Source organism: Klebsiella sp. EMBS2024 (genome assembly GCF_036233805.1).
Classification (GTDB): Bacteria; Pseudomonadota; Gammaproteobacteria; order Enterobacterales; family Enterobacteriaceae; genus Klebsiella; species Klebsiella pneumoniae.
The window spans coordinates 1280395-1304168 of record NZ_JAZARW010000001.1 but is presented as its reverse complement, the minus strand read 5'-3'; the positions used below and the strand labels follow the sequence as shown (position 1 = coordinate 1304168).

General features: G+C 58.5%; 24 protein-coding genes. 18 read left to right on the top strand and 6 right to left on the bottom strand.

The genetic code is table 11. The annotated features are described in order from the left end of the window. Positions 1-269: 269 nt before the first annotated feature. From VZP09_RS05840 to VZP09_RS05815, 6 genes are all read left to right on the top strand, one after another. Positions 270-1463 carry a zinc-dependent alcohol dehydrogenase gene (locus tag VZP09_RS05840; protein WP_023286245.1) on the top strand — a complete coding sequence of 398 codons (1194 nt, stop codon included), beginning with the start codon at positions 270-272 and terminating at the stop codon, positions 1461-1463. A gap of 112 nt (positions 1464-1575) precedes the next feature. Beyond that, positions 1576-1803: a DUF1272 domain-containing protein gene (locus VZP09_RS05835; protein WP_004140530.1), complete on the top strand. Its 228-nt coding sequence runs from the start codon at positions 1576-1578 to the stop codon at positions 1801-1803. Between the two features lie 141 nt (positions 1804-1944). Continuing rightward, positions 1945-2121, top strand: a complete 177-nt coding sequence (locus tag VZP09_RS05830; protein ID WP_032415655.1) for a hypothetical protein — start codon at positions 1945-1947, stop codon at positions 2119-2121. Positions 2122-2240: 119 nt separating this feature from the next. Next, positions 2241-2564, top strand: a complete 324-nt coding sequence (locus tag VZP09_RS05825) for an antibiotic biosynthesis monooxygenase family protein (RefSeq protein ID WP_008807712.1) — start codon at positions 2241-2243, stop codon at positions 2562-2564. Further along, a complete protein-coding gene (locus VZP09_RS05820; RefSeq protein ID WP_023159861.1) occupies positions 2557-2949 on the top strand; it encodes an ACT domain protein in 393 nt (130 codons plus the stop codon). Before VZP09_RS05825 ends, VZP09_RS05820 begins: the two co-directional genes overlap by 8 nt. Further along, positions 2946-3659, top strand: coding sequence for an ArsR/SmtB family transcription factor (locus tag VZP09_RS05815; protein ID WP_032414785.1), 714 nt, complete (start codon positions 2946-2948; stop codon positions 3657-3659). The genes VZP09_RS05820 and VZP09_RS05815 overlap by 4 nt, the downstream gene beginning before the upstream one ends. A 272-nt stretch (positions 3660-3931) precedes the next feature. Here the strand turns inward: VZP09_RS05815 and icd are convergent, their stop codons facing one another. Further along, positions 3932-5182, bottom strand: a complete 1251-nt coding sequence (icd, locus tag VZP09_RS05810) for an NADP-dependent isocitrate dehydrogenase (RefSeq protein WP_328794954.1) — start codon at positions 5180-5182, stop codon at positions 3932-3934. Positions 5183-5422: 240 nt separating this feature from the next. On the opposite strand from icd, the gene rluE reads away from it, so the two are divergent. The 5 genes from rluE (at position 5423) to purB (ending at position 9781) form a co-directional block, all read left to right on the top strand. Beyond that, positions 5423-6073 carry a 23S rRNA pseudouridine(2457) synthase RluE gene (gene rluE / locus VZP09_RS05805; RefSeq protein ID WP_004150801.1) on the top strand — a complete coding sequence of 217 codons (651 nt, stop codon included), beginning with the start codon at positions 5423-5425 and terminating at the stop codon, positions 6071-6073. Between the two features lie 16 nt (positions 6074-6089). Then, the gene (locus VZP09_RS05800; RefSeq protein WP_023282363.1) at positions 6090-6548 is read left to right on the top strand and encodes an NUDIX hydrolase; all 459 of its coding nucleotides are present in this window, start codon (positions 6090-6092) and stop codon (positions 6546-6548) included. Positions 6549-6604: 56 nt separating this feature from the next. Next, a complete protein-coding gene (gene mnmA, locus VZP09_RS05795; protein WP_004150803.1) occupies positions 6605-7711 on the top strand; it encodes a tRNA 2-thiouridine(34) synthase MnmA in 1107 nt (368 codons plus the stop codon). Between the two features lie 54 nt (positions 7712-7765). Beyond that, positions 7766-8407: a high frequency lysogenization protein HflD gene (gene hflD / locus VZP09_RS05790; protein WP_004140557.1), complete on the top strand. Its 642-nt coding sequence runs from the start codon at positions 7766-7768 to the stop codon at positions 8405-8407. Positions 8408-8410: 3 nt separating this feature from the next. Then, entirely contained in the window at positions 8411-9781 is a 1371-nt protein-coding gene (gene purB / locus VZP09_RS05785; RefSeq protein WP_004176557.1) for an adenylosuccinate lyase, read from the top strand. Between the two features lie 54 nt (positions 9782-9835). On the opposite strand, the gene VZP09_RS05780 is transcribed toward purB, so the two are convergent. Further along, on the bottom strand, positions 9836-10198 hold the full coding sequence (locus tag VZP09_RS05780; RefSeq protein WP_004213084.1) for a cupin domain-containing protein: 363 nt from the start codon (positions 10196-10198) through the stop codon (positions 9836-9838). Between the two features lie 83 nt (positions 10199-10281). Beyond that, complete coding sequence (locus tag VZP09_RS05775) at positions 10282-11088, bottom strand: AraC family transcriptional regulator (RefSeq protein WP_087637815.1); 807 nt, start codon at positions 11086-11088, stop codon at positions 10282-10284. Between the two features lie 283 nt (positions 11089-11371). On the opposite strand from VZP09_RS05775, the gene phoP reads away from it, so the two are divergent. The 3 genes from phoP (at position 11372) to VZP09_RS05760 (ending at position 14716) form a co-directional block, all read left to right on the top strand. Continuing rightward, positions 11372-12043 carry a two-component system response regulator PhoP gene (phoP, locus tag VZP09_RS05770; RefSeq protein ID WP_004150807.1) on the top strand — a complete coding sequence of 224 codons (672 nt, stop codon included), beginning with the start codon at positions 11372-11374 and terminating at the stop codon, positions 12041-12043. Next, complete coding sequence (gene phoQ, locus VZP09_RS05765; RefSeq protein WP_004147969.1) at positions 12043-13509, top strand: two-component system sensor histidine kinase PhoQ; 1467 nt, start codon at positions 12043-12045, stop codon at positions 13507-13509. Before phoP ends, phoQ begins: the two co-directional genes overlap by 1 nt. A gap of 85 nt (positions 13510-13594) precedes the next feature. Then, a complete protein-coding gene (locus VZP09_RS05760; protein WP_004176560.1) occupies positions 13595-14716 on the top strand; it encodes a ribosomal protein uL16 3-hydroxylase in 1122 nt (373 codons plus the stop codon). A gap of 139 nt (positions 14717-14855) precedes the next feature. Here VZP09_RS05760 and pepT read toward each other — a convergent pair whose 3' ends face one another. Further along, on the bottom strand, positions 14856-16088 hold the full coding sequence (pepT, locus tag VZP09_RS05755; RefSeq protein ID WP_004150810.1) for a peptidase T: 1233 nt from the start codon (positions 16086-16088) through the stop codon (positions 14856-14858). A 258-nt stretch (positions 16089-16346) separates the two neighbouring features. Here pepT and potA point away from each other — a divergent pair, with 258 nt between their 5' ends. The 4 genes from potA to potD are packed head-to-tail and all read left to right on the top strand — an operon-like array spanning position 16347 to position 20149. Then, positions 16347-17483 carry a spermidine/putrescine ABC transporter ATP-binding protein PotA gene (gene potA, locus VZP09_RS05750; RefSeq protein WP_328794953.1) on the top strand — a complete coding sequence of 379 codons (1137 nt, stop codon included), beginning with the start codon at positions 16347-16349 and terminating at the stop codon, positions 17481-17483. Next, the gene (gene potB / locus VZP09_RS05745; protein WP_004150812.1) at positions 17467-18324 is read left to right on the top strand and encodes a spermidine/putrescine ABC transporter permease PotB; all 858 of its coding nucleotides are present in this window, start codon (positions 17467-17469) and stop codon (positions 18322-18324) included. Before potA ends, potB begins: the two co-directional genes overlap by 17 nt. Then, a complete protein-coding gene (gene potC / locus VZP09_RS05740) occupies positions 18321-19106 on the top strand; it encodes a spermidine/putrescine ABC transporter permease PotC (protein WP_004150813.1) in 786 nt (261 codons plus the stop codon). Before potB ends, potC begins: the two co-directional genes overlap by 4 nt. After that, positions 19103-20149, top strand: a complete 1047-nt coding sequence (gene potD / locus VZP09_RS05735) for a spermidine/putrescine ABC transporter substrate-binding protein PotD (protein WP_004140590.1) — start codon at positions 19103-19105, stop codon at positions 20147-20149. The genes potC and potD overlap by 4 nt, the downstream gene beginning before the upstream one ends. A gap of 46 nt (positions 20150-20195) precedes the next feature. Here the strand turns inward: potD and VZP09_RS05730 are convergent, their stop codons facing one another. Then, entirely contained in the window at positions 20196-21920 is a 1725-nt protein-coding gene (locus VZP09_RS05730) for an aldehyde dehydrogenase family protein (protein WP_009484094.1), read from the bottom strand. Further along, the gene (locus VZP09_RS05725) at positions 21917-23545 is read right to left on the bottom strand and encodes a long-chain fatty acid--CoA ligase (protein WP_004224123.1); all 1629 of its coding nucleotides are present in this window, start codon (positions 23543-23545) and stop codon (positions 21917-21919) included. Before VZP09_RS05725 ends, VZP09_RS05730 begins: the two co-directional genes overlap by 4 nt. Positions 23546-23774 lie beyond the last annotated feature (229 nt).

The following is a 23774-nucleotide window of genomic DNA, read 5'->3' as shown; positions in this document are numbered from 1 at the left end:
GCCGCTGGGGAAGCGGCTAGCAAACAAAATGGAGCGAATATCATGCCCGATTAATACTGGCACACATAAGGGCAATAGGCAAATAACTCGAACAGACCGGCCGGGAAATAATCGAAGCGTGGAATATATTCAGCTCCTGGAATATCACGCAGTTCCATTATTAGTACTCTACGCTTTATTTTTTACGATGATTTATCGGTGACGATAGCAGCCGTTCACCAGGCCGAAGAACCGCATGCTGTCAACCTTTCTCTCGAGGAGAATATTCTATGAAAGCACTCACTTATCACGGCCCGCATCATGTCAGCGTCGACACCATGCCTGACCCGGCTCTTGAGGCAGCGGACGATATTATTCTGCGCGTCACCGCGACAGCGATTTGCGGTTCCGATCTGCATCTGTACCGCGGAAAGATCCCCGGCACGCACCATGGTGATATTTTCGGCCATGAATTTATGGGGGAAGTGGTGGAAGCCGGTTCCGAGGTCACCGCGGTCCGCAAAGGCGACCGGGTGGTTATCCCGTTTGTCATCGCCTGCGGAGACTGCTTCTTTTGTCGCTTGCAGCAGTATGCCGCCTGCGAAAGCACCAATAGCGGCCAGGGCGCGACGCTCAATCGAAAAGGCATTTCGCCACCGGCGGCGCTGTTTGGCTATAGCGATTTGTACGGCGGGATCCCGGGCGGCCAGGCGGAATATGTACGGGTCCCCAAAGCCAATACCGGACCGTTTAAAGTGCCAGACACCTTACCCGATGAAAAGGTGCTGTTTCTGTCAGATATTCTGCCCACCGCCTGGCAGGCGGTTAAAAACGCCGAGGTCAAACCCGGCAGTAGCGTGGCTATTTTTGGCGCCGGCCCGGTAGGCCTGCTCTGCGCCTCCTGCGCCAGGCTCAATGGCGCAGAACAGATATTTATCATCGATCATAACGATTACCGACTCGATTTCGCGCAACAACGCTATGGCGCGATCCCGATAAACTTTGACCACCATGACGATCCTGCGCAGTGGATTATCGATAACACGCTGGGCCATCGCGGCGTCGACGCGGTGATCGACGCCGTGGGCTTCGAGGCGAAAGGTAGCCTTACGGAAACCGTCCTCAGCACCCTGAAAATCGAGGGGAGCAGCGGAAAAGCCCTGCGCCAGTGCATCGCCGCCGTGCGCCGCGGCGGCATCGTCAGCGTACCCGGGGTTTACGCCGGTTTCATCCACGGCTTTATGTTTGGCGATGCCTTTGATAAAGGACTGACCTTCAGGATGGGACAAACCCACGTCCACGCCTGGCTGCCGGATCTGCTGGCGCTTATTGAGCAAGGGCTGCTTACCCCGGAGGAGATTGTCACTCACCATATGCCGCTGGAGGAGGCCGCGCGCGGCTATCAGATTTTTGAGAAACGTGAAGAGGCGTGCCGCAAAGTGATCCTCGTACCGGGAATGCAGCCCGGGAAGGCGACCCTCTGAGAAGGCGATTACCGCGCAAGGAAATTCTCGGCGGACCGATCGCGGCATGATATAAACATAGCGTGCTTTGGCCCGCCGTCGCTGATATAGCCGTTCACCAGAGGAGAAGTTGATGCTCGAGTTACGTCCGAATTGCGAATGCTGTGATAAAGATCTGCCGCCAGACTCACCCGAGGCGTTTATCTGCTCGTTCGAGTGCACCTTTTGCCGGGACTGCATGACGACGCGACTGAACGGACATTGCCCGAACTGCGGCGGCGAACTGGTGCGGCGCCCTGTGCGTCCCGAAGAGGCGCTGCGGCGCCACCCCGCCTCCACCCTGCGCCGCCATGCACAGTAGGCGAGACGCAGGTCTCCCGGCTAAGGCCCGAGGAGAGCGCGGAGCCTGAAGGCGTGACCGGTGGCAGACAACGTGCTCTTTCGATTATTGCCCGGCGGCGCTTCGCTAGTCCGGGCGAGCGTTTCCGGGTTCATATTCTGCATGTCAGTAAAACGTCTTCCCCGCCCGTACTGCCCGTCGGCGATCGCTTTCATCGATAGCCGCAGCCGTCAGGGTTTATCCCCCCACATCGCGATTTCACTAAAACTCAGCCAGCCCTGTGCGCTCAGGCTGCCGTATCGCATGGCTGGCGTTCTTTTTTATTCACCATCGCAATAACGCCTGGGAGCATTTCCGTTGCAATCGTTGATCTCCTGCCAGGCATATTTCGCTGCACACCGAAGCTTCCTGCTCTGACCGTCAGTAGACTGCAGGGAAATTCACCACGGAGCAGACTTATGATTGCGGTACTTTTTGAGGCCGACGCCTTACCAGAAGCACAGGAAAGATATCTTCAGCTGGCGGCCGGGCTGACGCCTTTGCTTTCAGACACGCCGGGGTTTATTGCCATTGAGCGCTTTCAGAGCCTGAGTACGCCCGGCAAAATCCTCTCGCTATCCTGGTGGGAAGATGAAGCCTCGGTGGCCAACTGGCAGCAAAATGAGCGGCATCTGGCTGCCCAGCGCGAAGGCAAAGCATCGATTTTTTCATATTACAGAATACGCGTAGCCCGCGTGTTCCGGGATTACGCATCGGATCGGGGAGCACAGTCAGATGTATGACATTCACGTGATTCTCAGCAACTCGCCGGGCTCGCTTGGCGCAATGGGTAAGGCGCTGGGTAACAACGGCGTGGGGCTCGAAGGCGGTGGCGTATTCACCACGCCTGATGCCGGACATGCGCATTTTCTGGTGGAAGACGGTGAGAAAGCCCGCAGGGTGCTGACCGAGGCCGGCTTTACGGTCAGCAATGTATGCCGTCCTCTGATACGAAAGTTACCTCAGGAACGACCAGGGGAACTGGGAGACATCGCAGACACCCTGGCCCATAATGGTATTAATATTCTGGTACAGTACAGCGACCACCGTAACCGGCTCATTCTCCTTACCGATGATGACGCCCGGGCAGCGGAAGTGACCAAAAAATGGGCCATACTTTCTGAATGAATCTCCTGAAACCGCAGCAAGACAGTGAGCCAGAGGAGGCGCTGGAAACCGCTATGGCGATGGTGGCCTCCGCCCTCTCTGACTCGTCAAGGGTCAGTATTCTGTGCGCGCTGATGGACGGGCGCGCATGGACGGCAACCGAACTCAGTACGGTCGCCGAGGTGTCCGCCTCCACCACCAGCGGCCATCTTGCCCGGCTGCTCAGCAACGGGCTGGTGGTGTGTCTCGCGCAGGGGCGCCACCGCTATTACCGCCTGGCGGGCTCGCATATTGCCGGGCTGCTGGAAAACCTGATGGGCGTCTCTATGCTGGCGCATAAGACGCTTCTCCCCAGCACGCCGGTTAATCTTCGTTACGCACGCACCTGCTACGACCATCTGGCGGGCGAGCTGGCGGTGAATATTTATGAGTATATGCTGCGGGAAAAATGGCTGGCGGCAGATGGCCTGGCCCTGACGTCAGCCGGTAAAACCCAGCTTGAACGCCTTGGCGCAGTACTGAACGCCCGCCCACGGCGTAAGCCCTGCTGCCCCTGTCTCGACTGGAGCGAAAGACGTTTTCATCTGGGAGGCGACGCCGGCTCGGCGCTAATGACGCTGTTCCTGCAAAAAGGATGGATAACGCGCGCACCGGGATATCGGGAAGTACAAGTGACGGATAGCGGCAAAGCGGCGCTGTCCCGGCTGTTTAATCTGAAAGTGCGCGGATAGCCTGAGTTTAGGCTACAGCACATTTTCGCCGAACGGCCCCGGTTTAAGCCGGTCGGGCCATCAGCATGACGCCTGGCGTGCAATCCGTTTTCATGCGAGCTCTTACGGCAAATGGATCTCTCCCTGTCATGAGGTATATAGCTTTGTTGAACGTTGCGCTGCGGGACATTCGCCATCGCCTAATGCTTCAAGCGTCCGGCAGATTAATTGCCTGAAGGCGAAAAAAAGCGGGAGCCCATCGGCTCCCGCTTTTACTTAATCCACCAACGGGATTACATGTTCGCGATAATCGCGTCGCCAAACTCTGAACATTTCAGCAGNTTAGCGCCTTCCATCAGACGTTCGAAGTCATAGGTCACGGTCTTGGCGGCGATAGCGCCTTCCATNCCTTTNACGATCAGGTCTGCGGCTTCGAACCACTGCATGTGGCGCAGCATCATCTCTGCGGACAGGATGATGGAGCCCGGGTTCACTTTGTCCTGGCCGGCATACTTCGGCGCAGTACCGTGAGTCGCTTCGAACAGCGCGCACTCGTCACCGATGTTGGCGCCCGGGGCGATACCGATACCGCCAACCTGCGCCGCCAGGGCGTCAGAGATATAGTCGCCGTTCAGGTTCATACAGGCGATAACGTCGTATTCCGCCGGACGCAGCAGGATCTGCTGCAGGAACGCATCGGCGATCACGTCTTTCACCACGATCTCTTTGCCGGTGTTCGGGTTCTTGATTTTCACCCAAGGACCGCCGTCGATCAGCTCGCCGCCGAACTCTTCGCGAGCCAGCTGGTAGCCCCAGTCTTTGAACGCGCCTTCGGTGAACTTCATGATGTTGCCTTTGTGCACCAGAGTGACGGAATCACGATCGTTGGTGATCGCGTATTCAATCGCGGCGCGCACCAGGCGTTTGGTGCCTTCTTCAGAGCACGGCTTGATGCCGATGCCGCAATGTTCCGGGAAGCGAATTTTCTTCACACCCATCTCATCGCGCAGGAATTTGATGACTTTGTCTGCTTCCGCAGAGTCGGCTTTCCACTCGATACCGGCATAGATATCTTCTGAGTTTTCACGGAAGATAACCATATCGGTCAGTTCAGGGTGCTTAACCGGGCTCGGGGTGCCCTGGTAGTAACGTACCGGACGCAGGCAGACGTAGAGGTCCAGCTCCTGGCGCAGCGCCACGTTCAGAGAACGGATGCCGCCGCCGACTGGGGTGGTCAGAGGACCTTTGATAGCAACGCGGTAGTCACGAATCAGATCGAGGGTTTCAGCTGGCAGCCAGACGTCCTGGCCATAGACGTGGGTTGATTTCTCACCGGTGTAAACTTCCATCCAGGAAATTTTACGCTCGCCCTTATAGGCTTTCTCAACGGCGGCATCAACCACTTTCAGCATCGCTGGGGTAACGTCAACGCCGATACCGTCACCTTCAATGAACGGGATAATCGGATTGTGAGGGACGTTCAGTTTGCCGTTTTGCAGGGTGATTTTTTGACCTTCCGCCGGAACTACTACTTTGCTTTCCATTAACCTCTCCTTCGAGCGCTTCTGGTTCTGCTCTTCCCTCTTCACGCGAGCCTGGTGTTGGCTGAGTCGGCCAGCTTCGGCGTACCGGGTCTTCCCGCTCACCGGAGCTATCGCGTCCGTGTCGCCTTCCTGCCTGTAGTGCGAATCGGTTTGAGCAATTTTTTGTTAATAATTTGTAATGAGCATGTCAATACTACCTGAATGTTTGCGTCCATGAAAGGCATTCGTAATTAGGCTATAATGCGGCAATTGATAAAGCCTGAAAATACCATGCAGAAAACTTCATTTAGAAAACATCGCGTTGAGCGATTCAGCACACAACAAGTCACCAGACAACGTAAAGAACGCCAGCCAAAAACTGTGATCTTGTTCAATAAACCCTATGATGTGTTGCCGCAATTTACCGATGAAGCCGGGCGCAGCACGCTAAAAGATTTTATTCCGGTGGCGGGCGTTTACGCCGCAGGTCGGCTCGATCGCGACAGCGAAGGCCTGCTGGTGCTGACCAACGACGGCGCGCTGCAGGCGAAGCTGACCCAGCCGGGTAAGCGCACCGGCAAGATCTACTATGTTCAGGTGGAAGGCGAACCCACGCCCGAGGCGCTGACCGCCTTGCGCGACGGCGTCACCCTTAACGACGGCCCCACCCTGCCTGCCGGCGTAGAACTTGTCGAGGAGCCCGTCTGGCTGTGGCCGCGCAACCCGCCGATTCGTGAGCGCAAATCGATTCCCACCCGCTGGTTGAAAATCACGCTCTACGAGGGACGCAACCGCCAGGTGCGCCGGATGACCGCCCACGTCGGCTTCCCCACCCTGCGGCTGATCCGCTACGCCATGGGCGGCTATACCCTCGACGGACTGGCCAACGGCGACTGGCGCAAAGCCGAATAACTGANNNGGAAAAGCGATGTTTAAACCTCATGTCACCGTTGCCTGCGTGGTTCACGCCCAGGATAAATTTCTCATCGTCGAAGAGACCATTAACAGCAAAGCGCTGTGGAACCAGCCGGCCGGCCATCTCGAGGCCAATGAAACGCTGCTGCAGGCCGCCGAACGTGAACTGTGGGAAGAGACCGGCATTCGCGCCACGCCGCAGCACTTCATCCGCATGCATCAGTGGCTGGCTCCCGATAACACGCCGTTTCTGCGCTTCCTGTTCGCCATCGAACTTAGCGATCTGTGCGCCACTGAACCACACGACAGCGATATCGATCGCTGCCTGTGGCTCAGTGCTGAGGAAATTCTTAACGCGCCGAACCTGCGCTCGCCGCTGGTTGCCGAAAGCATTCGCTGCTACCTGCAGGACCCGCGGCAGCCGCTGTCGCTGATTGGCGCATTTAACTGGCCGTTCACAGGGGGTGAATGAACGGTGAGCGCGTGCTAGAATACGCCGCCTCGAAGTTCAATGTAGCGAGTATTTCCATGTCAGAAAGCCAGAAAAAAGTGATCGTCGGCATGTCCGGCGGCGTCGACTCCTCGGTCTCCGCGTACCTGCTGCTGCAGCAAGGGTATAAGGTGGAAGGCCTGTTCATGAAGAACTGGGAGGAAGACGACGGCGAGGAATACTGCACCGCCGCCGCCGACCTTGCCGATGCGCAAGCGGTCTGCGATAAGCTGGGCATTGAACTGCACACCGTTAACTTTGCCGCCGAATATTGGGACAACGTCTTTGAGCTCTTCCTGGAAGAGTACAAAGCTGGCCGCACGCCGAACCCGGATATTCTGTGCAATAAAGAGATCAAGTTTAAAGCCTTCCTCGAGTTTGCCGCCGAAGACCTCGGCGCCGACTACATCGCCACCGGGCACTATGTGCGCCGCGCCGATGTCGACGGTAAAAGCCAGCTGCTGCGCGGCCTCGACGGCAACAAAGATCAGAGCTACTTCCTCTATACCCTTAGCCACGAACAGATTGCCCAGAGCCTGTTCCCGGTGGGTGAGCTGGAAAAACCGCAGGTGCGTAAGATCGCCGAAGAGCTGGATCTGATCACCGCGAAGAAAAAAGATTCCACCGGCATCTGCTTTATCGGCGAGCGTAAATTCCGCGATTTCCTTGGCCGCTATCTGCCGGCGCAGCCGGGCAAAATCCTCACCGTCGACGGCGAGGAGATCGGTACCCATCAGGGGCTGATGTACCACACCCTGGGCCAGCGTAAAGGGCTGGGTATCGGCGGCACCAAAGAGGGTAGCGAAGATCCATGGTACGTGGTCGATAAAGACGTTGAGAATAATATTCTTATCGTCGCCCAGGGCCATGACCACCCGCGCCTGATGTCCGTCGGTCTGATTGCCCAACAGCTGCACTGGGTAAACCGTGAACCGCTGCAGGGCACCCTGCGCTGCACGGTGAAAACCCGCTATCGCCAGACCGATATCCCCTGCACCGTTACCGCGCTGGATGAAGACCGTATCGAAGTCCGCTTCGATGAGCCGGTCGCGGCGGTGACCCCGGGCCAGTCCGCAGTGTTCTATTTAGGGGAAGTGTGCCTCGGCGGCGGAATTATTGAACAACGACTGCCTCTGCAGTCCTGAACGCGCGTTATTTCCGCCGGGACGAACCGCCCTGGCGGCTGACAAGGAGTATGTGTGGCGAAGAATTACTATGACATCACCCTGGCGCTGGCTGGCGTTTGCCAGGCGGCGCGACTGGTTCAGCAACTGGCGCATCAGGGACATTGCGACAGCGATGCCCTGCATGTGTCGCTGAACAGCATCATCGACCTCGATCCTGAGTCGACGCTGGCGGTGTTCGGTGGCAGTGAAGCCAATCTTCGCCTCGGTCTTGAAACGCTGCTCGGGGTGCTCAATACCAGCAGCCGTCAGGGCCTCAATGCGGAACTCACCCGCTATACCCTGAGCCTGATGGTGCTGGAGCGCAAGCTCGCCGCCAGTAAAGGGGCGATGGACACGCTCGGCAACCGCATCGCCGGCCTGCACCGTCAGCTGGAACACTTTGACCTGCAGTCCGAAACGCTGCTCAGCGCCATGGCGGGCATCTATGTCGATGTGATAAGCCCGCTGGGGCCGCGTATTCAGGTGACCGGCTCCCCTGCCGTGCTGCAAAGCCCGCAGGTGCAGGCGAAAGTTCGCTCAGCGCTGCTGGCGGGTATTCGCGCCGCGGTGCTCTGGCATCAGGTGGGCGGCGGACGTCTGCAGCTTATGTTTTCCCGTAATCGTCTGGTTAACCAGGCAAAGCAAATTCTTGCTCATTTAACCCCGGAGTTGTGATCTATGGAATTATCCTCACTGACCGCCGTTTCCCCTGTAGACGGCCGCTACGGCGATAAAGTCAGCGCGCTGCGCGGTATCTTCAGCGAATTCGGTTTGCTGAAATTCCGCGTTCAGGTGGAAGTACGTTGGCTGCAAAAACTGGCCGCCCACGCAGCGATCAAGGAAGTTCCTGCTTTTGCTGCCGACGCAAACGGTTTCCTTGATAAAATCGTCGCCGATTTCAGCGTTGAAGACGCGGAGCGCATCAAAACCATCGAGCGCACCACTAACCACGACGTGAAAGCGGTAGAGTATTTCCTGAAAGAGAAAGTCGCTGACGTCGCCGAGCTGCACGCGGTATCAGAGTTTATTCACTTCGCCTGTACGTCTGAAGACATCAATAACCTCTCCCACGCGCTGATGCTGAAAACCGCCCGCGACGAAGTGGTTCTGCCTTACTGGCGCAAACTGATTGATGCGGTAAAAGATCTGGCGACCCAGTATCGCGATGTGCCGCTGCTCTCCCGTACCCACGGCCAGCCGGCAACGCCGTCCACCATGGGTAAAGAGATGGCGAACGTCGCCTACCGTATGGAGCGGCAGTATCGTCAACTGAACCAGGTGGAAATCCTCGGTAAAATCAACGGCGCGGTGGGTAACTACAACGCCCACATCGCCGCCTACCCGGAAGTCGACTGGCATCAGTTCAGCGAAGAGTTCGTTACCTCGCTGGGTATTCAGTGGAACCCGTACACCACGCAGATCGAGCCGCATGACTATATCGCTGAGCTGTTTGACTGCATCGCGCGCTTCAACACCATTCTGATCGACTTCGATCGCGACGTGTGGGGCTACATCGCGCTCAACCACTTCAAACAGAAGACCATCGCCGGGGAAATCGGCTCCTCCACCATGCCGCACAAGGTGAACCCGATTGACTTCGAAAACTCCGAAGGCAACCTCGGCCTGGCCAATGCGGTCATGCAGCACCTGGCCAGCAAACTGCCGGTTTCCCGCTGGCAGCGCGACCTGACCGACTCCACCGTTCTGCGTAACCTCGGCGTGGGCATCGGCTATGCGCTGATCGCCTATCAGTCCACCCTCAAAGGGATCAGCAAGCTGGAGCTGAACCAGGATCGCCTGCTGGACGAACTGGATCACAACTGGGAAGTACTGGCTGAGCCGATCCAGACCGTGATGCGTCGTTACGGTATCGAAAAACCTTACGAGAAGCTGAAAGAGCTGACCCGCGGCAAACGCGTGGACGCGGAAGGGATGAAGCAGTTTATTGACAGCCTCGCCCTGCCGGAAGAGGAAAAAGTGCGTCTCAAAGCGATGACCCCGGCCAACTATATCGGTCGGGCAACCACCATGGTTGACGAGCTGAAGTAATCGCCCTGCCCCTCTTTCCGCCGGAAAGAGGGGCGTTTTATCGCCGGAAAGGGATCAGATCCAAACGTCGTTCACCGCCGTCCGCTCGCCGCCCTCGTGGCCGGTATTCAACACCCCGCGCGGCTCAATCAGCATCAGCTTCGCTTCCGTCTCCGCCGAGGTCTTATGTTCCACCCCGCGCGGCACGACGATCATCTCCCCGGCCTTCACCAGCACATGCCCGTCGCGGAAGTCCACGCGCAATACCCCCTCCACCACCATCAATGTCTCATCGGTTTCCGGGTGGCTGTGCCAGATAAAGTCGCCGGCGATCCGCACGACCTTGAACTGATAGTCATTCATTTCAGCCACCACTTTGGGCTGCCATTGTTCGCTGAACAGGGAAAATTTATGAGCAAGATTAACGAGTTGAAACATGGGCTGTCTCCTTATGATAAAGGCAGTCAGCATAGTTCGCCTCGCCGCGTTGACGCTTGAACGATTGTGCAACCTGCGCCGCCTTATCCGCGGATCGCCCGCAGCCAGCGCCCCGGAGAGAGGCCAAAGCGGCTGATAAACTGGCGCGTCATGTGGCTCTGGTCGGCAAAGCCCGTATCGGCGGCAATATCCACCAGACGCTCCCCGGCGCGCATCCGCTGGCGGCAAAAATCGAGCCGGCGCATCATGACGTAGCGCCACGGGCTGGTGCCGTACAACGTTCTGAAATCCCGGCTCAGGCTCCAGCGGTCCCGGCCGCTGACCTGCGACAGGGTGTCGAGGGTCATATCCTGCATAAAACAGGCATGGATATACTCCCGGGCCCTCTCCGCCGCCTGATAATCAAACGCCTGGCGACGGGAACGTTGGCCGCCGACAACGGCCAGGGTCTGCGCCAGGTCGTACAGGGCGTCCTCTTCCTCCAGCGGCTCAAAGGTATCCGTGACCGCTTTCAACAGCGGCTGCGCGGCGCGACGTAGCCGTGGATCCGCCGACAAGCCGTCGGGGATAAACGGCAGTGGCCTACCGCCGAGTATCTTCTGGATGAGCGCCGGTTCGATATAAACCATACGGTAGTGAAACCCCGCCTCGGTGCCCGCCTCGCCATCGTGTATTTCGTCCGGATGAAGCACCATCGTTCCGCCGGGCAGGCTGTGCTGGCGTCCGCCGCGATAGTGAAAGCTCTGCACGCCGGCGATCGTCTGGCCGATGGCGTAGGTGTCATGCCGGTGCGGTTCGTAGCCGTGGCCGCCGAAGAAGGCTTCGATGCGTTCCGTCCGGCTGGGCGATTGCGCCAGCCTGACCCAGTCCGCGCTCTGCTGCTGAAACATAATGGATAACCTGCGGCGTTCTTGAGGGGTGATTCCAGCACTATTACACAAAAAATTAACATCACCAACCCGCTCGCCGTTCGCATCTTGCCGCTGGGCGTTTATTGAAATTACGCATAGAATGAAGGAGTTCCATGCAGTATGCGCAAAGGGCGCCGCCGAATGCTGGCCAGCCCGGGGGCATCAGGGGCCCTTTTTATAAAAAGCTTTATTTAACAGCCGTTTATATTTTGCGTATATAATGAGCGTCAGACTACTATCGAAAATGCTAGGGAGAACAGCCATGCGCGTACTCGTGGTTGAGGATAATGCCCTGCTGCGTCACCACCTCAAAGTTCAGCTGCAGGAGCTGGGCCATCAGGTCGATGCGGCGGAAGATGCCAGGGAAGCGGACTACTATCTGGGCGAACATCTCCCGGATATCGCCATCGTCGATCTCGGCCTGCCGGATGAAGACGGTTTATCACTGATCCGCCGCTGGCGCAGCCACGACGTGTCGCTGCCGGTGCTGGTGCTGACCGCCCGCGAAGGATGGCAGGATAAAGTGGAAGTGCTGAGCGCCGGGGCGGATGATTACGTCACCAAGCCTTTCCATATTGAAGAGGTTGCCGCCCGCATGCAGGCGCTGCTGCGCCGTAACAGCGGTCTGGCCTCGCAGGTGATCTCCCTGCCGCCGTTCCAGGTCGACCTCTCCCGGCGCGAGCTGTCGGTGAATGACCAGCCGATCAAGCTGACCGCCTTTGAATACACCATTATGGAAACCCTGATCCGTAACCGCGGCAAAGTGGTCAGCAAAGATTCGCTGATGCTCCAGCTTTACCCGGATGCCGAACTGCGAGAAAGCCACACCATCGACGTGCTGATGGGTCGGCTGCGCAAGAAAATTCAGGCTGAATACCCACAGGACGTCATCACCACGGTGCGCGGCCAGGGCTATCTGTTCGAATTGCGCTGATGAAGGGACTGTTGCGGCATATCTTCCCGCTGTCATTACGGGTTCGCTTCCTGCTGGCGACCGCCGGGGTGGTGCTGGTGCTCTCCCTGGCCTACGGCATGGTGGCCCTGGTGGGCTATAGCGTTAGCTTCGATAAAACCACCTTTCGCCTGCTGCGCGGCGAGAGCAATCTCTTTTATATGCTGGCGAGATGGGAAAACGGCGCTATTGACGTCGATATCCCGGAAAACCTGAATATGGAAAGCCCGACGGTGACCCTTATCTACGATGAGCAGGGCAAACTGCTGTGGGCGCAGCGTGATGTTCCCTGGCTGGCGAAACGCATTCAACCGGAATGGCTGAAACGCAATGGCTTCCATGAGATTGAAGCCGATGTCGACAGCAGCAGTATGCTGTTGCGCAATAACCATGAGATTCAGGAACAGCTGGACGCTATCCGCGAACAGGGCGACGACTCTGAGATGACCCACTCGGTGGCGATCAATCTCTACCCGGCCACCAGCAAAATGCCTCAGCTCAGCATTGTGGTGGTCGACACCATTCCGGTGGAGCTCAAGCGCAGCTATATGGTGTGGAGCTGGTTTGTCTATGTGCTGGCCGCCAACCTGCTGCTGGTGATCCCCCTGCTGTGGGTCGCCGCCTGGTGGAGCCTGCGGCCCATTGAGTCGCTGGCCAAAGAGGTGCGCGAACTGGAGGAACATCACCGCGAAAAGCTCAATCCCAACACCACTCGCGAGCTGACCCGGCTGGTCAGCAACCTCAACCGCCTGGTTCGCAGCGAGCGCGAACGCTATGACAAATACCGCACTACCCTCACCGATCTCACTCACAGTCTGAAAACGCCGCTGGCGGTGATGCAGAGTACACTGCGCTCGCTGCGCGGCGAGAAGATCAGCGTCGACGAGGCGGAGCCGGTGATGCTGGAGCAGATAAGCCGCATCTCGCAGCAGATTGGTTATTACCTGCATCGCGCCAGCATGCGCAGCGGCGGCACCCTCTTGAGCCGGGAATTACACCCGATCGCCCCCCTGCTTGACAGCCTGACTTCCGCTCTCAACAAGGTCTATCAGCGCAAAGGGGTCAATATCTCGCTCGACATCTCGCCGGAGATCACTTTTGTCGGCGAGCAGAACGATTTTATGGAAGTGATGGGTAACGTTCTTGATAACGCCTGTAAGTATTGTCTGGAGTTCGTGGAAGTTTCCGTGCGCCAGACCACCGACAGCCATCTGCACATCCTGGTGGAAGACGATGGGCCGGGGATCCCGCAGAGCCAGCGCCGGGCCGTTTTCGACCGCGGCCAGCGGGCTGATACCCTGCGTCCCGGCCAGGGGGTAGGGCTCTCCGTTGCGCGTGAAATTGTCGAACAATATGATGGAGAGATCATCGCCGGGGAAAGCCTGCTCGGCGGCGCCTGCATGGAGGTGGTGTTTGGCCGCCAGCAGATGGAAGATAAACAGAGTTAATCGTTGAGATTTTTCACGGCGCCTGCATCGCCAGGGCGCCGCATCCGTTATAATCCCTGTCAGACACCTGCAGTGGAATATCAATATGGATTATCAATTAACGCTTAACTGGCCCGACTTTATCGAACGCTACTGGCAAAAACGGCCGGTGGTATTGAAGCGCGGCTTCGCCAATTTTATCGACCCCCTAAGCCCGGACGAACTGGCAGGACTGGCCATGGAGAGCGAGGTCGATAGCCGCCTTGTCAGCCATCAGGATGGAAAATGGCAGGTCAGTCACGGTCCTTTCGAAAGCTACGATCACCTGAGCGAAAATAACTGGTCCCTGCTGGTGCAGGCGGTTAACCACTGGCATGAACCGTCCGCAGCGCTGATGCATCCGTTCCGTGCCCTGCCGGACTGGCGTATCGACGACCTGATGATCTCCTTCTCGGTGCCGGGAGGCGGCGTCGGCCCGCATCTGGATCAGTATGATGTGTTTATCATTCAGGGCACCGGCCGTCGGCGCTGGCGCGTTGGGGAAAAGGTGCCGATGAAACAGCACTGCCCGCATCCGGACCTGCTGCAGGTTGACCCCTTCGAGGCGATCATCGATGAAGAGATGGAGCCTGGCGATATTCTCTATATTCCGCCGGGATTCCCGCATGAGGGTTATTCGCTGGAAAACTCGCTTAACTATTCGGTCGGCTATCGCGCGCCGAATGCCCGCGAGCTGTTTAGCGGCTTTGCCGACTATGTCCTCCAGCGCGAACTGGGCAGCCAGCGCTACGCCGATCCGGACGTGCCGTCCCGCGACCATCCGGCGGATATTTTACCGACCGAACTCGACCGCCTGCGCGAGATGATGCTGGGTCTGATTAACCAACCGGAGCACTTTAAGCAGTGGTTCGGCGAGTTTATCACCCAGTCGCGTCATGAGCTCGACGTCGCGCCGCCAGAGCCGCCGTATCAGCCAGATGAGATTTACGATGCCCTGCAGCAGGGCGATACCCTGGAACGCCTGGGCGGCCTGCGGGTGCTGCGCATTGACGGCGAGGTATTCGTTAACGGCGAGAAGATCAACTCCCCGCACCGTCCGGCGCTGGACGCCTTAGCCACCCATCTGACGCTGCGCGCCGACCATTTTGGCGATGCGCTGGAAGATCCTTCTTTCCTCGCCATGCTGGCAGCGCTGGTCAACAGCGGTTACTGGTTCTTTGGCGACTGAGCCATCATCCTGCCCGGCGGCGCTGCGCTTGCCGGGCCTACGGGTTCCGCGCTCACCGGCTGGACCGTAGGCCAGATAAGGCGAAGCCGCCATCCGGCATCTTGTCCGACACGCGGCCTTACCGGGCCGCCTGAGAAGATTAATGCCCTTTGCGTGCCGCCGTCAGCTCGGCGATACGCACGATCACCTGCACCGCTTTCTCCATTCCTTCCAGGGTGACAAACTCATGTTTGCCGTGATAGTTGTAGCCACCGGTAAACAGGTTTGGGCACGGCAGTCCCATAAATGAGAGCTGCGCGCCGTCGGTGCCGCCGCGGATCGGTTTCATCTGCGGTTCAATATCGCAGTCCACCATCGCCTGGCGGGCAATATCGACCACGTGCGGATGGGCGATCACCTGCTCATGCATATTGTAATAACTGTCCTCGATCACCAGCTCAATATAACAGTCCGGGTGCAGTCCCTTGCCGACCTTTTTGGCGATCTCCATCATCTTGCGCTTGCGCGCCTCGAAGTGCTTACGGTCAAAATCGCGGATGATGTAATGCATCTCGGCCCGATCGACGCTGCCTTTCATGCTGGTGAGGTGATAAAAACCTTCATAGCCTTCAGTGGTCTCCGGCGCTTCATCGGCCGGTACTTCGGCATGAATGCGCGCGGCCAGCGACAGCGCGTTGACCATCACCCCTTTCGCGGTGCCGGGGTGCACGTTATTACCGACAATTTTTATCGTCACCGAGGCGGCGTTGAAGTTTTCAAACTCCAGTTCGCCGACCCCGCCGCCGTCGACGGTATAGGCCCAGCGGGCGTCAAAGGCCTCGACGTCGAAATGCTTCGCCCCTTTACCCACCTCTTCATCAGGGGTGAAGGCCACGCGGATATCGCCATGAGGAATATTTTTCGCCTGCAGAGTCGCCAGCGCGGTCATAATTTCGGCAATGCCGGCTTTGTCGTCCGCCCCGAGCAGCGTTTTCCCGTCGGTGGTGATCAGCGTCTGTCCCAAAAGCTGATGCAGAACCGGGAACATCACCGGGGAGAGCACCTCATCGCCGATACCCAGCGCGATATCGCCGCCGCGATAGTTTTCAACAATCTGCGGATTAACGTTTTTACCACTGAAATCCGGGGAGGTGTCGACGTGGGAGATAAAACCGATGGCCGGGATATCGCCCTCAACGTTAGCGGGCAAAGTTCCCATTACCGTCCCTTTTTCACTCAGCGTTACCTTGACCAGTCCCATTTCTTCCAGCTGCGCCTGCAACAGGCGTAACAGCTTCCACTGCCCTTCCGTGCTGGGGACCTGACGAACGCCAGGCTTTGACTGCGTGTCCAAAGAAACGTACTGCAAAAAACGCTCAAGCAATTTATCCATGTAGCCACCCTCTTCTTTTGTGACAACATTATTCATAAGCCAGAAAAGACAAATATTGCGTCAGGTCATTTTTAGCCCGTAAAGCGAAATTTAATAACGGAACCGACGTTATGGTGTAAAGGTAGACTATGCGGGCGTATCAAGGATTGGCGATTACCCTCGTTTGCCGTAGAATGCTGGCCCTTATTAAAAACGTGCAACCCCAAAGGTGGTTAATCACAAACCCCGCAGCGGCCGGAAATTTGCCGTTGCGTCTACATGGGACAGAGTCAAAAATTGAATATACAACCGCGTTCGCGTTCGCCGCTGGTGCATCTGGCGGGAATTCGCAAGAGCTTTGATGGTAAAACGGTCATCGACAACCTTAACCTGACCATCAACAATGGTGAGTTTCTCACTCTGCTTGGCCCCTCTGGCTGCGGTAAAACCACCGTTCTGCGCCTTATTGCCGGCCTGGAAAACGTCGACAGCGGACGGATCCATCTCGAAGATCACGATATCACTCATGTTCCGGCGGAAAACCGCCACGTCAATACCGTATTCCAAAGCTACGCCCTGTTTCCGCATATGACGGTGTTCGAGAACGTCGCCTTTGGACTGCGGATGCAGAAAACCCCGGCGGCGGAAATCACCCCACGGGTGATGGATGCCTTAAAGATGGTGCAGCTGGAGGCGTTTGCCCAGCGCAAACCGCACCAGCTCTCCGGCGGNCAGCANCAGCGCGTGGCCATCGCCCGCGCGGTGGTCAACAAACCGCGTCTGCTGCTGCTCGATGAGTCTCTTTCGGCACTGGATTACAAGCTGCGCAAGCAGATGCAGAACGAATTGAAAGCGCTGCAGCGTAAGCTCGGGATCACCTTCGTCTTCGTCACCCACGATCAGGAAGAGGCTCTGACCATGTCCGATCGCATCGTGGTGATGCGTGATGGCAAAATCGAACAGGACGGCACCCCGCGAGAGATCTACGAAGAGCCGAAGAACCTGTTTGTCGCCAGCTTTATCGGCGAGATCAATATCTTTGACGCCACGGTAATTGAACGTCTCGACGAACAGCGCGTGCGCGCCCGCGTTGAAGGACGGGAATGCAACATCACCGTCAATTTTGCCGTGGAGGCCGGCCAGCGTCTGCATGTCCTGCTGCGCCCGGAAGATCTGCGCGTCGACGAGATCCACCATAACAGCGACGCCGACGGCCTGATCGGCTATGTCCGCGAGCGCAACTATAAAGGCATGACTCTGGAGTCGGTGGTGGAACTGGAGAACGGCAAAATGGTGATGGTCAGCGAGTTCTTTAACGAAGACGACCCGGATTTCGACCACTCTCTTGACCAGAAAATGTCTATCAATTGGGTGGAAAGCTGGGAGGTGGTGCTGGCCGATGAAGAACACCAGTAAATTCCAGAATGTGGTGATCGCCACTATCGTCGGTTGGCTGGTGCTGTTTGTCTTCCTGCCCAACCTGATGATCATCGCCACCAGCTTTTTGACCCGCGACGATGCCAACTTCGTCAAACTGGTCTTCACGCTGGATAACTATTCGCGGCTACTGGATCCGCTCTATTATGACGTTCTGCTGCATTCGCTAAACATGGCGCTGCTGGCGACCCTCGCCTGCCTGGCGCTGGGCTATCCGTTTGCGTGGTTCCTCGCCCGGCTGCCGCAGAAGGTACGGCCCCTGCTGCTGTTCCTGCTGATCGTCCCTTTTTGGACCAACTCGTTGATCCGCATCTACGGGCTGAAGATTTTCCTCAGCACTAAAGGTTACCTGAACGAGTTTCTGCTGTGGCTGGGGGTGATCGACACCCCGATACGCATTATGTTCACCCCCTCGGCGGTGATCATCGGCCTGGTGTACATCCTGCTGCCGTTTATGGTGATGCCGCTCTACTCCAGCATTGAGAAACTGGATCGCCCGCTGCTGGAAGCGGCGAAAGATCTCGGCGCCAGCAAGCTGCAGACCTTTATCCGCATTATCATTCCGCTGACCATGCCGGGGATCATCGCCGGCTGTCTGCTGGTGATGCTGCCGGCGATGGGGTTGTTCTACGTTTCCGACCTGATGGGCGGCGCCAAGAACCTGCTGATCGGCAACGTGATCAAAAGCCAGTTCCTCAATATCCGCGACTGGCCGTTCGGCGCGGCAACCAGCATTACCTTAACCCTGGTGATGGGCCTGATGCTGTTGATTTACTGGCGCGCGGCGCGCCTGCTGAATAAAAAGGTGGAGCTGGAATGATCGGTCGACTGCTGCGCGGCGGCTTTATGACCGCCATCTACGCGTATCTCTACATCCCTATTATTATTCTGATCGTTAACTCGTTTAACCGGTCGCGCTTCGGCATCAACTGGCAGGGGTTCACCACCGACTGGTATAGCCTGCTGATGAACAACGATAGCCTGCTGCAGGCCGCCCAGCACTCGCTGACCATGGCGGTGCTGTCGGCGACCTTCGCCACCCTTATCGGCTCGCTGACCGCCGTGGCGCTGTACCGTTACCGCTTTCGCGGCAAACCGTTTGTCAGCGGCATGCTGTTTGTGGTGATGATGTCGCCAGATATTGTGATGGCCATCTCTCTGCTGGTGCTGTTTATGCTGATCGGCGTCCAGCTTGGTTTCTGGTCGCTGCTGTTTTCGCATATCACCTTCTGCCTGCCGTTTGTGGTGGTCACCGTTTACTCCCGCCTGAAAGGCTTTGACGTGCGGATGCTGGAGGCGGCGAAAGATCTGGGCGCCAGCGAGATGACCATCCTGCGCAAAATTATCCTGCCGCTGGCCCTGCCGGCGGTAGCCGCTGGGTGGTTGCTGAGCTTCACCCTGTCGATGGATGACGTGGTAGTCTCCTCGTTCGTGACCGGTCCGGGGTATGAAATCCTGCCACTGAAGATCTATTCGATGGTCAAGGTTGGCGTTTCGCCAGAGGTGAACGCCCTGGCCACGATTTTGTTGGTTCTGTCGCTGGTGATGGTCATCGCCAGTCAGTTAATTGCACGTGATAAAACTCAGGGGACGTTAAAATGAAAAAATGGTCACGCCACCTGCTCGCGGCGAGCGCTCTGGCAATCGGCATGGGCGCTGCGCACGCGGACGATAGCAAAACGCTCTATTTCTATAACTGGACCGAGTATGTGCCGCCGGGCCTGCTGGAGCAGTTCACCAAAGAGACCGGCATCAAGGTTATCTATTCGACCTACGAGTCGAACGAAACCATGTACGCCAAGCTCAAAACCTATAAAGACGGCGCGTACGACCTGGTCGTTCCGTCGACCTACTTTGTCGACAAGATGCGCAAAGAAGGCATGCTGCAGAAGATCGATAAGAGCAAGCTGACTAACTTCAGCAACCTCGATCCGCAGATGCTGAATAAACCGTTCGATCCGAATAACGACTACTCCATCCCCTATATCTGGGGGGCGACGGCCATCGGCGTCAACAGCGAGGCGATTGACCCGAAAACTATCACCAGCTGGGCCGACCTGTGGAAGCCGGAATACAAAAGCAGCCTGCTGCTGACCGACGACGCGCGCGAAGTGTTCCAGATGGCGCTGCGTAAGCTGGGCTATTCCGGCAACACCACCGACCCGAAAGAGATTGAAGCCGCCTATAACGAGCTGAAAAAGCTGATGCCCAACGTCGCAGCGTTTAACTCTGATAACCCGGCGAACCCGTATATGGAAGGCGAAGTGAACCTCGGGATGGTATGGAACGGCTCGGCTTACGTCGCCCGCCAGGCAGGTACTCCGCTGGAAGTGATCTGGCCGAAAGAGGGCGGCATCTTCTGGATGGACAGCCTGTCGATCCCGGCGAACGCCAAAAACGTCGACGGCGCGCTGAAGCTGATTAACTTCCTGCTGCGCCCGGATGTCGCCAAACAGGTCGCTGAAACCATCGGTTATCCGACGCCGAACCTTGCGGCGCGCAAGATGCTCAGCCCGGCAGTGGCCAACGATAAATCGCTCTATCCGGACGCCGCAACCATTGAGAAAGGCGAATGGCAGAATGACGTCGGCAGCGCCAGCGCCATTTATGAAGAGTATTACCAGAAGCTGAAAGCGGGCCGTTAATCCCGCAGGGCGGAACCGCGGTTCCGCCCTTTTTTTTGCTCTCACCTTAGCCCCGCAGCGCGCGCCAGAGGAGCGCCGGCAATTTGCGCCAGCGCGGCCGATGGTAAAAATCCACCAGCCGCTGCGCCACCGCTTCCTGCCCCCGGTGGGTGATGAACCAGGGCGGCAGGGGCATCAGCGTCAGTTCGCCATGCCAAAGACTACGCGGAAACGGCCGAAACGGCGCCTCAATTACCGTGCGCTCGGTTTTCTCCAGCATAAAGCTGTTATGCACCTTGCCCCGCCCGCTCTGAATATCGTCGAGCGTGTGGCCGGGAAACGCCCCCCACGGGCAAGGGGCTAACAGGAAGGCCACCCCGCTCCAGCAGTTGATCGCCACCGTGCCGTAGCGCAGCTCGGCGATCAGCGCATTAAAACGCTTACGTCCAATCGCTTTGCGGGTGCGCGGGTGGATCACAATATTGGCCCCCAGCGTGCCCTGCAGCCGCTGATTCGCATAGCCGATCGCCTGGCGCAGAAAGCTTTCCGCACTATCGGCCTCAAGACGGGTGACCGACAGCCCCGGGCCAAAGACCTCCTGCTGGCAGAACCCGGGATCATCGTCGGTATTCGCCACAATCAACGGTAGCGCGTCACCGCGGGCTATCTCCAGCGGCTGACGGGCGCGCAGGCGAAAGTCGGTCAGCCGGTTTTCAGCGCCGGGGTAGTAGTCCGGGCGGGTATTCGCGGCGATCAGTCGGTACAGCTGATTCAGCAAGGCCGTCGCAGGCTCCCAGCCTTGCTGCAGGATCAGCACCTGGCTGGCCACGCAGTTAAACCCGCCGTTGTTCATCTTCTGCGTCGCCAGCTGCTGCGCCTGAAAAGCGATGTCCGCCTCGCTCCACGGCCCGGGTACGATAATGGTGGGGCTGACGCCGCCCAGCTCCGAGGTCACCCGACGCGGGTTCAGCGGCGTCCCGGCGGCCCGACGCTGGCGAGCCGTCTCACCCTCGCCCCAGACGATGACGTCATGGGTCTCGCGGGAGCCAGTGATATGGATCTCATCGACAGCGGGATGGGTAGTCAGCCACGCTCCCGCCCGGGCGTCGCCGGTGACGATGCGGAGCGCATCCATGGCAATCAGCGGCGCCAGGGCCTGGGCCAGCAGATCGTGCAGATAATCATTCACCGGATTGAGCTTCAGCAGGCAGACCTGATTCTCAATAAACAGCTTGTGTAGCACATCCAGTGGCGCAATCGAGGCCACATTGCCGGCGCCAAGCACCAGCGCCAGCTTGCCCTGCCGCGCGGCAGGCGGGATGTCGTATGCCCGCGCCGCATAGCGGTCGAGATGGGCCCGGGTGACGCCTGGCTGCATCCATATCTCAGCGCGAACACCAGACAGAAGCAGCCGATCCCAGAGCGTGCCGGGCACCACCCGCAGCGCCAGGCGGCCGTCCGCCAGCGTCCGCAGCGGGATCCGCCGCAGAAAGGTCTTCTCCTCCAGTTGCTCCAGGGTGGCGATAAGCCCGTTGCAGCCGACCATTAGCGCGCAGGGGCCCGCCAGCCACTCTTCCCCCGCCAGCGGATCGCCCGCCGGCAACCCTTTGGCCGCCGCTGCCGCGGCCACCCACGCCGGGGCAATGCCGGCCAGGGCATCCTTGATCTGGCGCAGGAGCGCCAGACGACGGTTCACTGAGGTTTCCGCCCAGCGCTGGCGCGCCGCCGACAAGGCGTGCAGGGCCGCATCATACTGAGAACAGGTCGTCAGACCGGGTCGCGCATGGCTCATTTTCCCTCACTCATTAAAATCTCTCCGTAGGCCTGGCGCAGCTGATTTTTGAGCACCTTACCCGTGGCGCTGACCGGCAGCGCATCGACAAATATCACCCGGTCCGGGATCTGCCATTTAGGCACCCGCTTCTCAAACCAGCTCAGCAGATCGGTCTCCTCCACTTCGCCCCCTTCCGCACGGACGCACAGCAGCACCGGCCGCTCGTCCCAGCGCGGATGGCGGGCGGCGATGGCCGCTGCGCTGCGCACCCCCGGATGCGCGATGGCGATATTCTCCAGCTCAACGGTGGAGATCCACTCGCCACCGGACTTGATAATATCCTTTGCCCGATCGCTGATCACCAGATAACCATTGGCGTCGAGCGTACCGATATCACCGGTATCAAACCAGCCTGCCGCGGTCAGGGCGCTCGCGTCCTGACCATAGTATTGCTCTACCACCCAGTGCCCTCTGACCTGCAGATACCCCTGGCTTTGACCATCCCGGGGCAACGGTTCGCCATCCACGTCCACCACCTGCAGTTCGATGCCGAAAATGGGCCGCCCCTGACCGGCGCACTGCTTTTGCTGCTCCTGTGCCGGGAGCGCGTCATGTTTGCTCAACGGTGTGTTGATGGTGCCGATGGGCGATGTTTCGGTCATTCCCCAGGCGTGGGTCAGCGCAATGCCGTAATCACGCTGAAAGGCCTCGGCCATCGACGGCGGCAGCGCGGAGCCGCCGACCAGCGCACGTTTAAATTCAGGCAGCCGGACCTCTGTCCGGCGCATCGCCGCCAGCAAGCCGGCCCAGATCACCGGTACGCCAAACCCCACCGTCACCTTCTCGGCGGCCAGCAGCTGCAGCAGGCTGTCGCCATCGAGGTGCGGCCCCGGCAGCACCAGCCGCGCGCCGACCATGGCGGCGATAAACGGCGTCCCCCACGCGTTGACATGGAACATCGGCACCACCGGCAACAGGCTGTCCTTCGCCGATATGCCGGCGGCGTCCGGCTGGTTGCCGCTCAGGGCGTGCAGGACCAGCGAACGATGGGTGTTCAATACCCCTTTCGGCCGGCCGGTGGTTCCCGAGGTGTAACAGAGCGAAGCCGGAGTCAGTTCATTAAGCTGCGGCCAGCGATAGTCTGCCATCCCCTGCTGCAACAGATCGTCATAAAACAGCAATGAGGGCAGCTGGCTGAGCGCCGCTTCGCTGCGGGACTCCATCAGCACGACGTGTTTCACCGTCGGCAGCTGCGGCAGCAGCTGCGCTACCAGCGGCAAAAAGGTCTGGTCAAAAAACAGCACTTCATCGGCAGCGTCGTTGAGGATATACCGCAGATGGTCAACCGACAGCCGCGGATTGACAGTGTGCGTCACCCAGCCGCCGGAGGCGACGGCAAAATAGATCTCCAGATGGCGGCGGTTGTTCCATGCCAGCGTGGCGCAGCGGGCGCCCGGCGGCAGCCCCAGCGACGCCAGCGCCGATGCCAGCCGCTGAGCACGGCTGGCCACCTCCCCCCAGCAGCTGCGCTCCTTCTCACCGCCAGTACTCACCGAGACAATCTCGGTCTCGCTGTGATACTGCGCCGCATGGCCGAGCAGCGCGGCAGTGGTGAGATCCTGATAAATCATCGGTGACGGCATGGCGGGGTCTCCTTTACAGACATCCGGCGGAATCGAGGGGCGCGGCGCGATCGTGCGGGCGCCTATTGAATCTGGTCTACATTTGCCGGTCTGCACAAAAAAACGTACAGAAATCAGCGGTCACGCACAAAATAGAGTGGGAAATGGTTCAGAAAGGAAAAGACAAACTCATAATCGGAAGAGCATTACTCAGAGAGCGTATCGCCCGACTTCGGGCCGGGCGATAGCG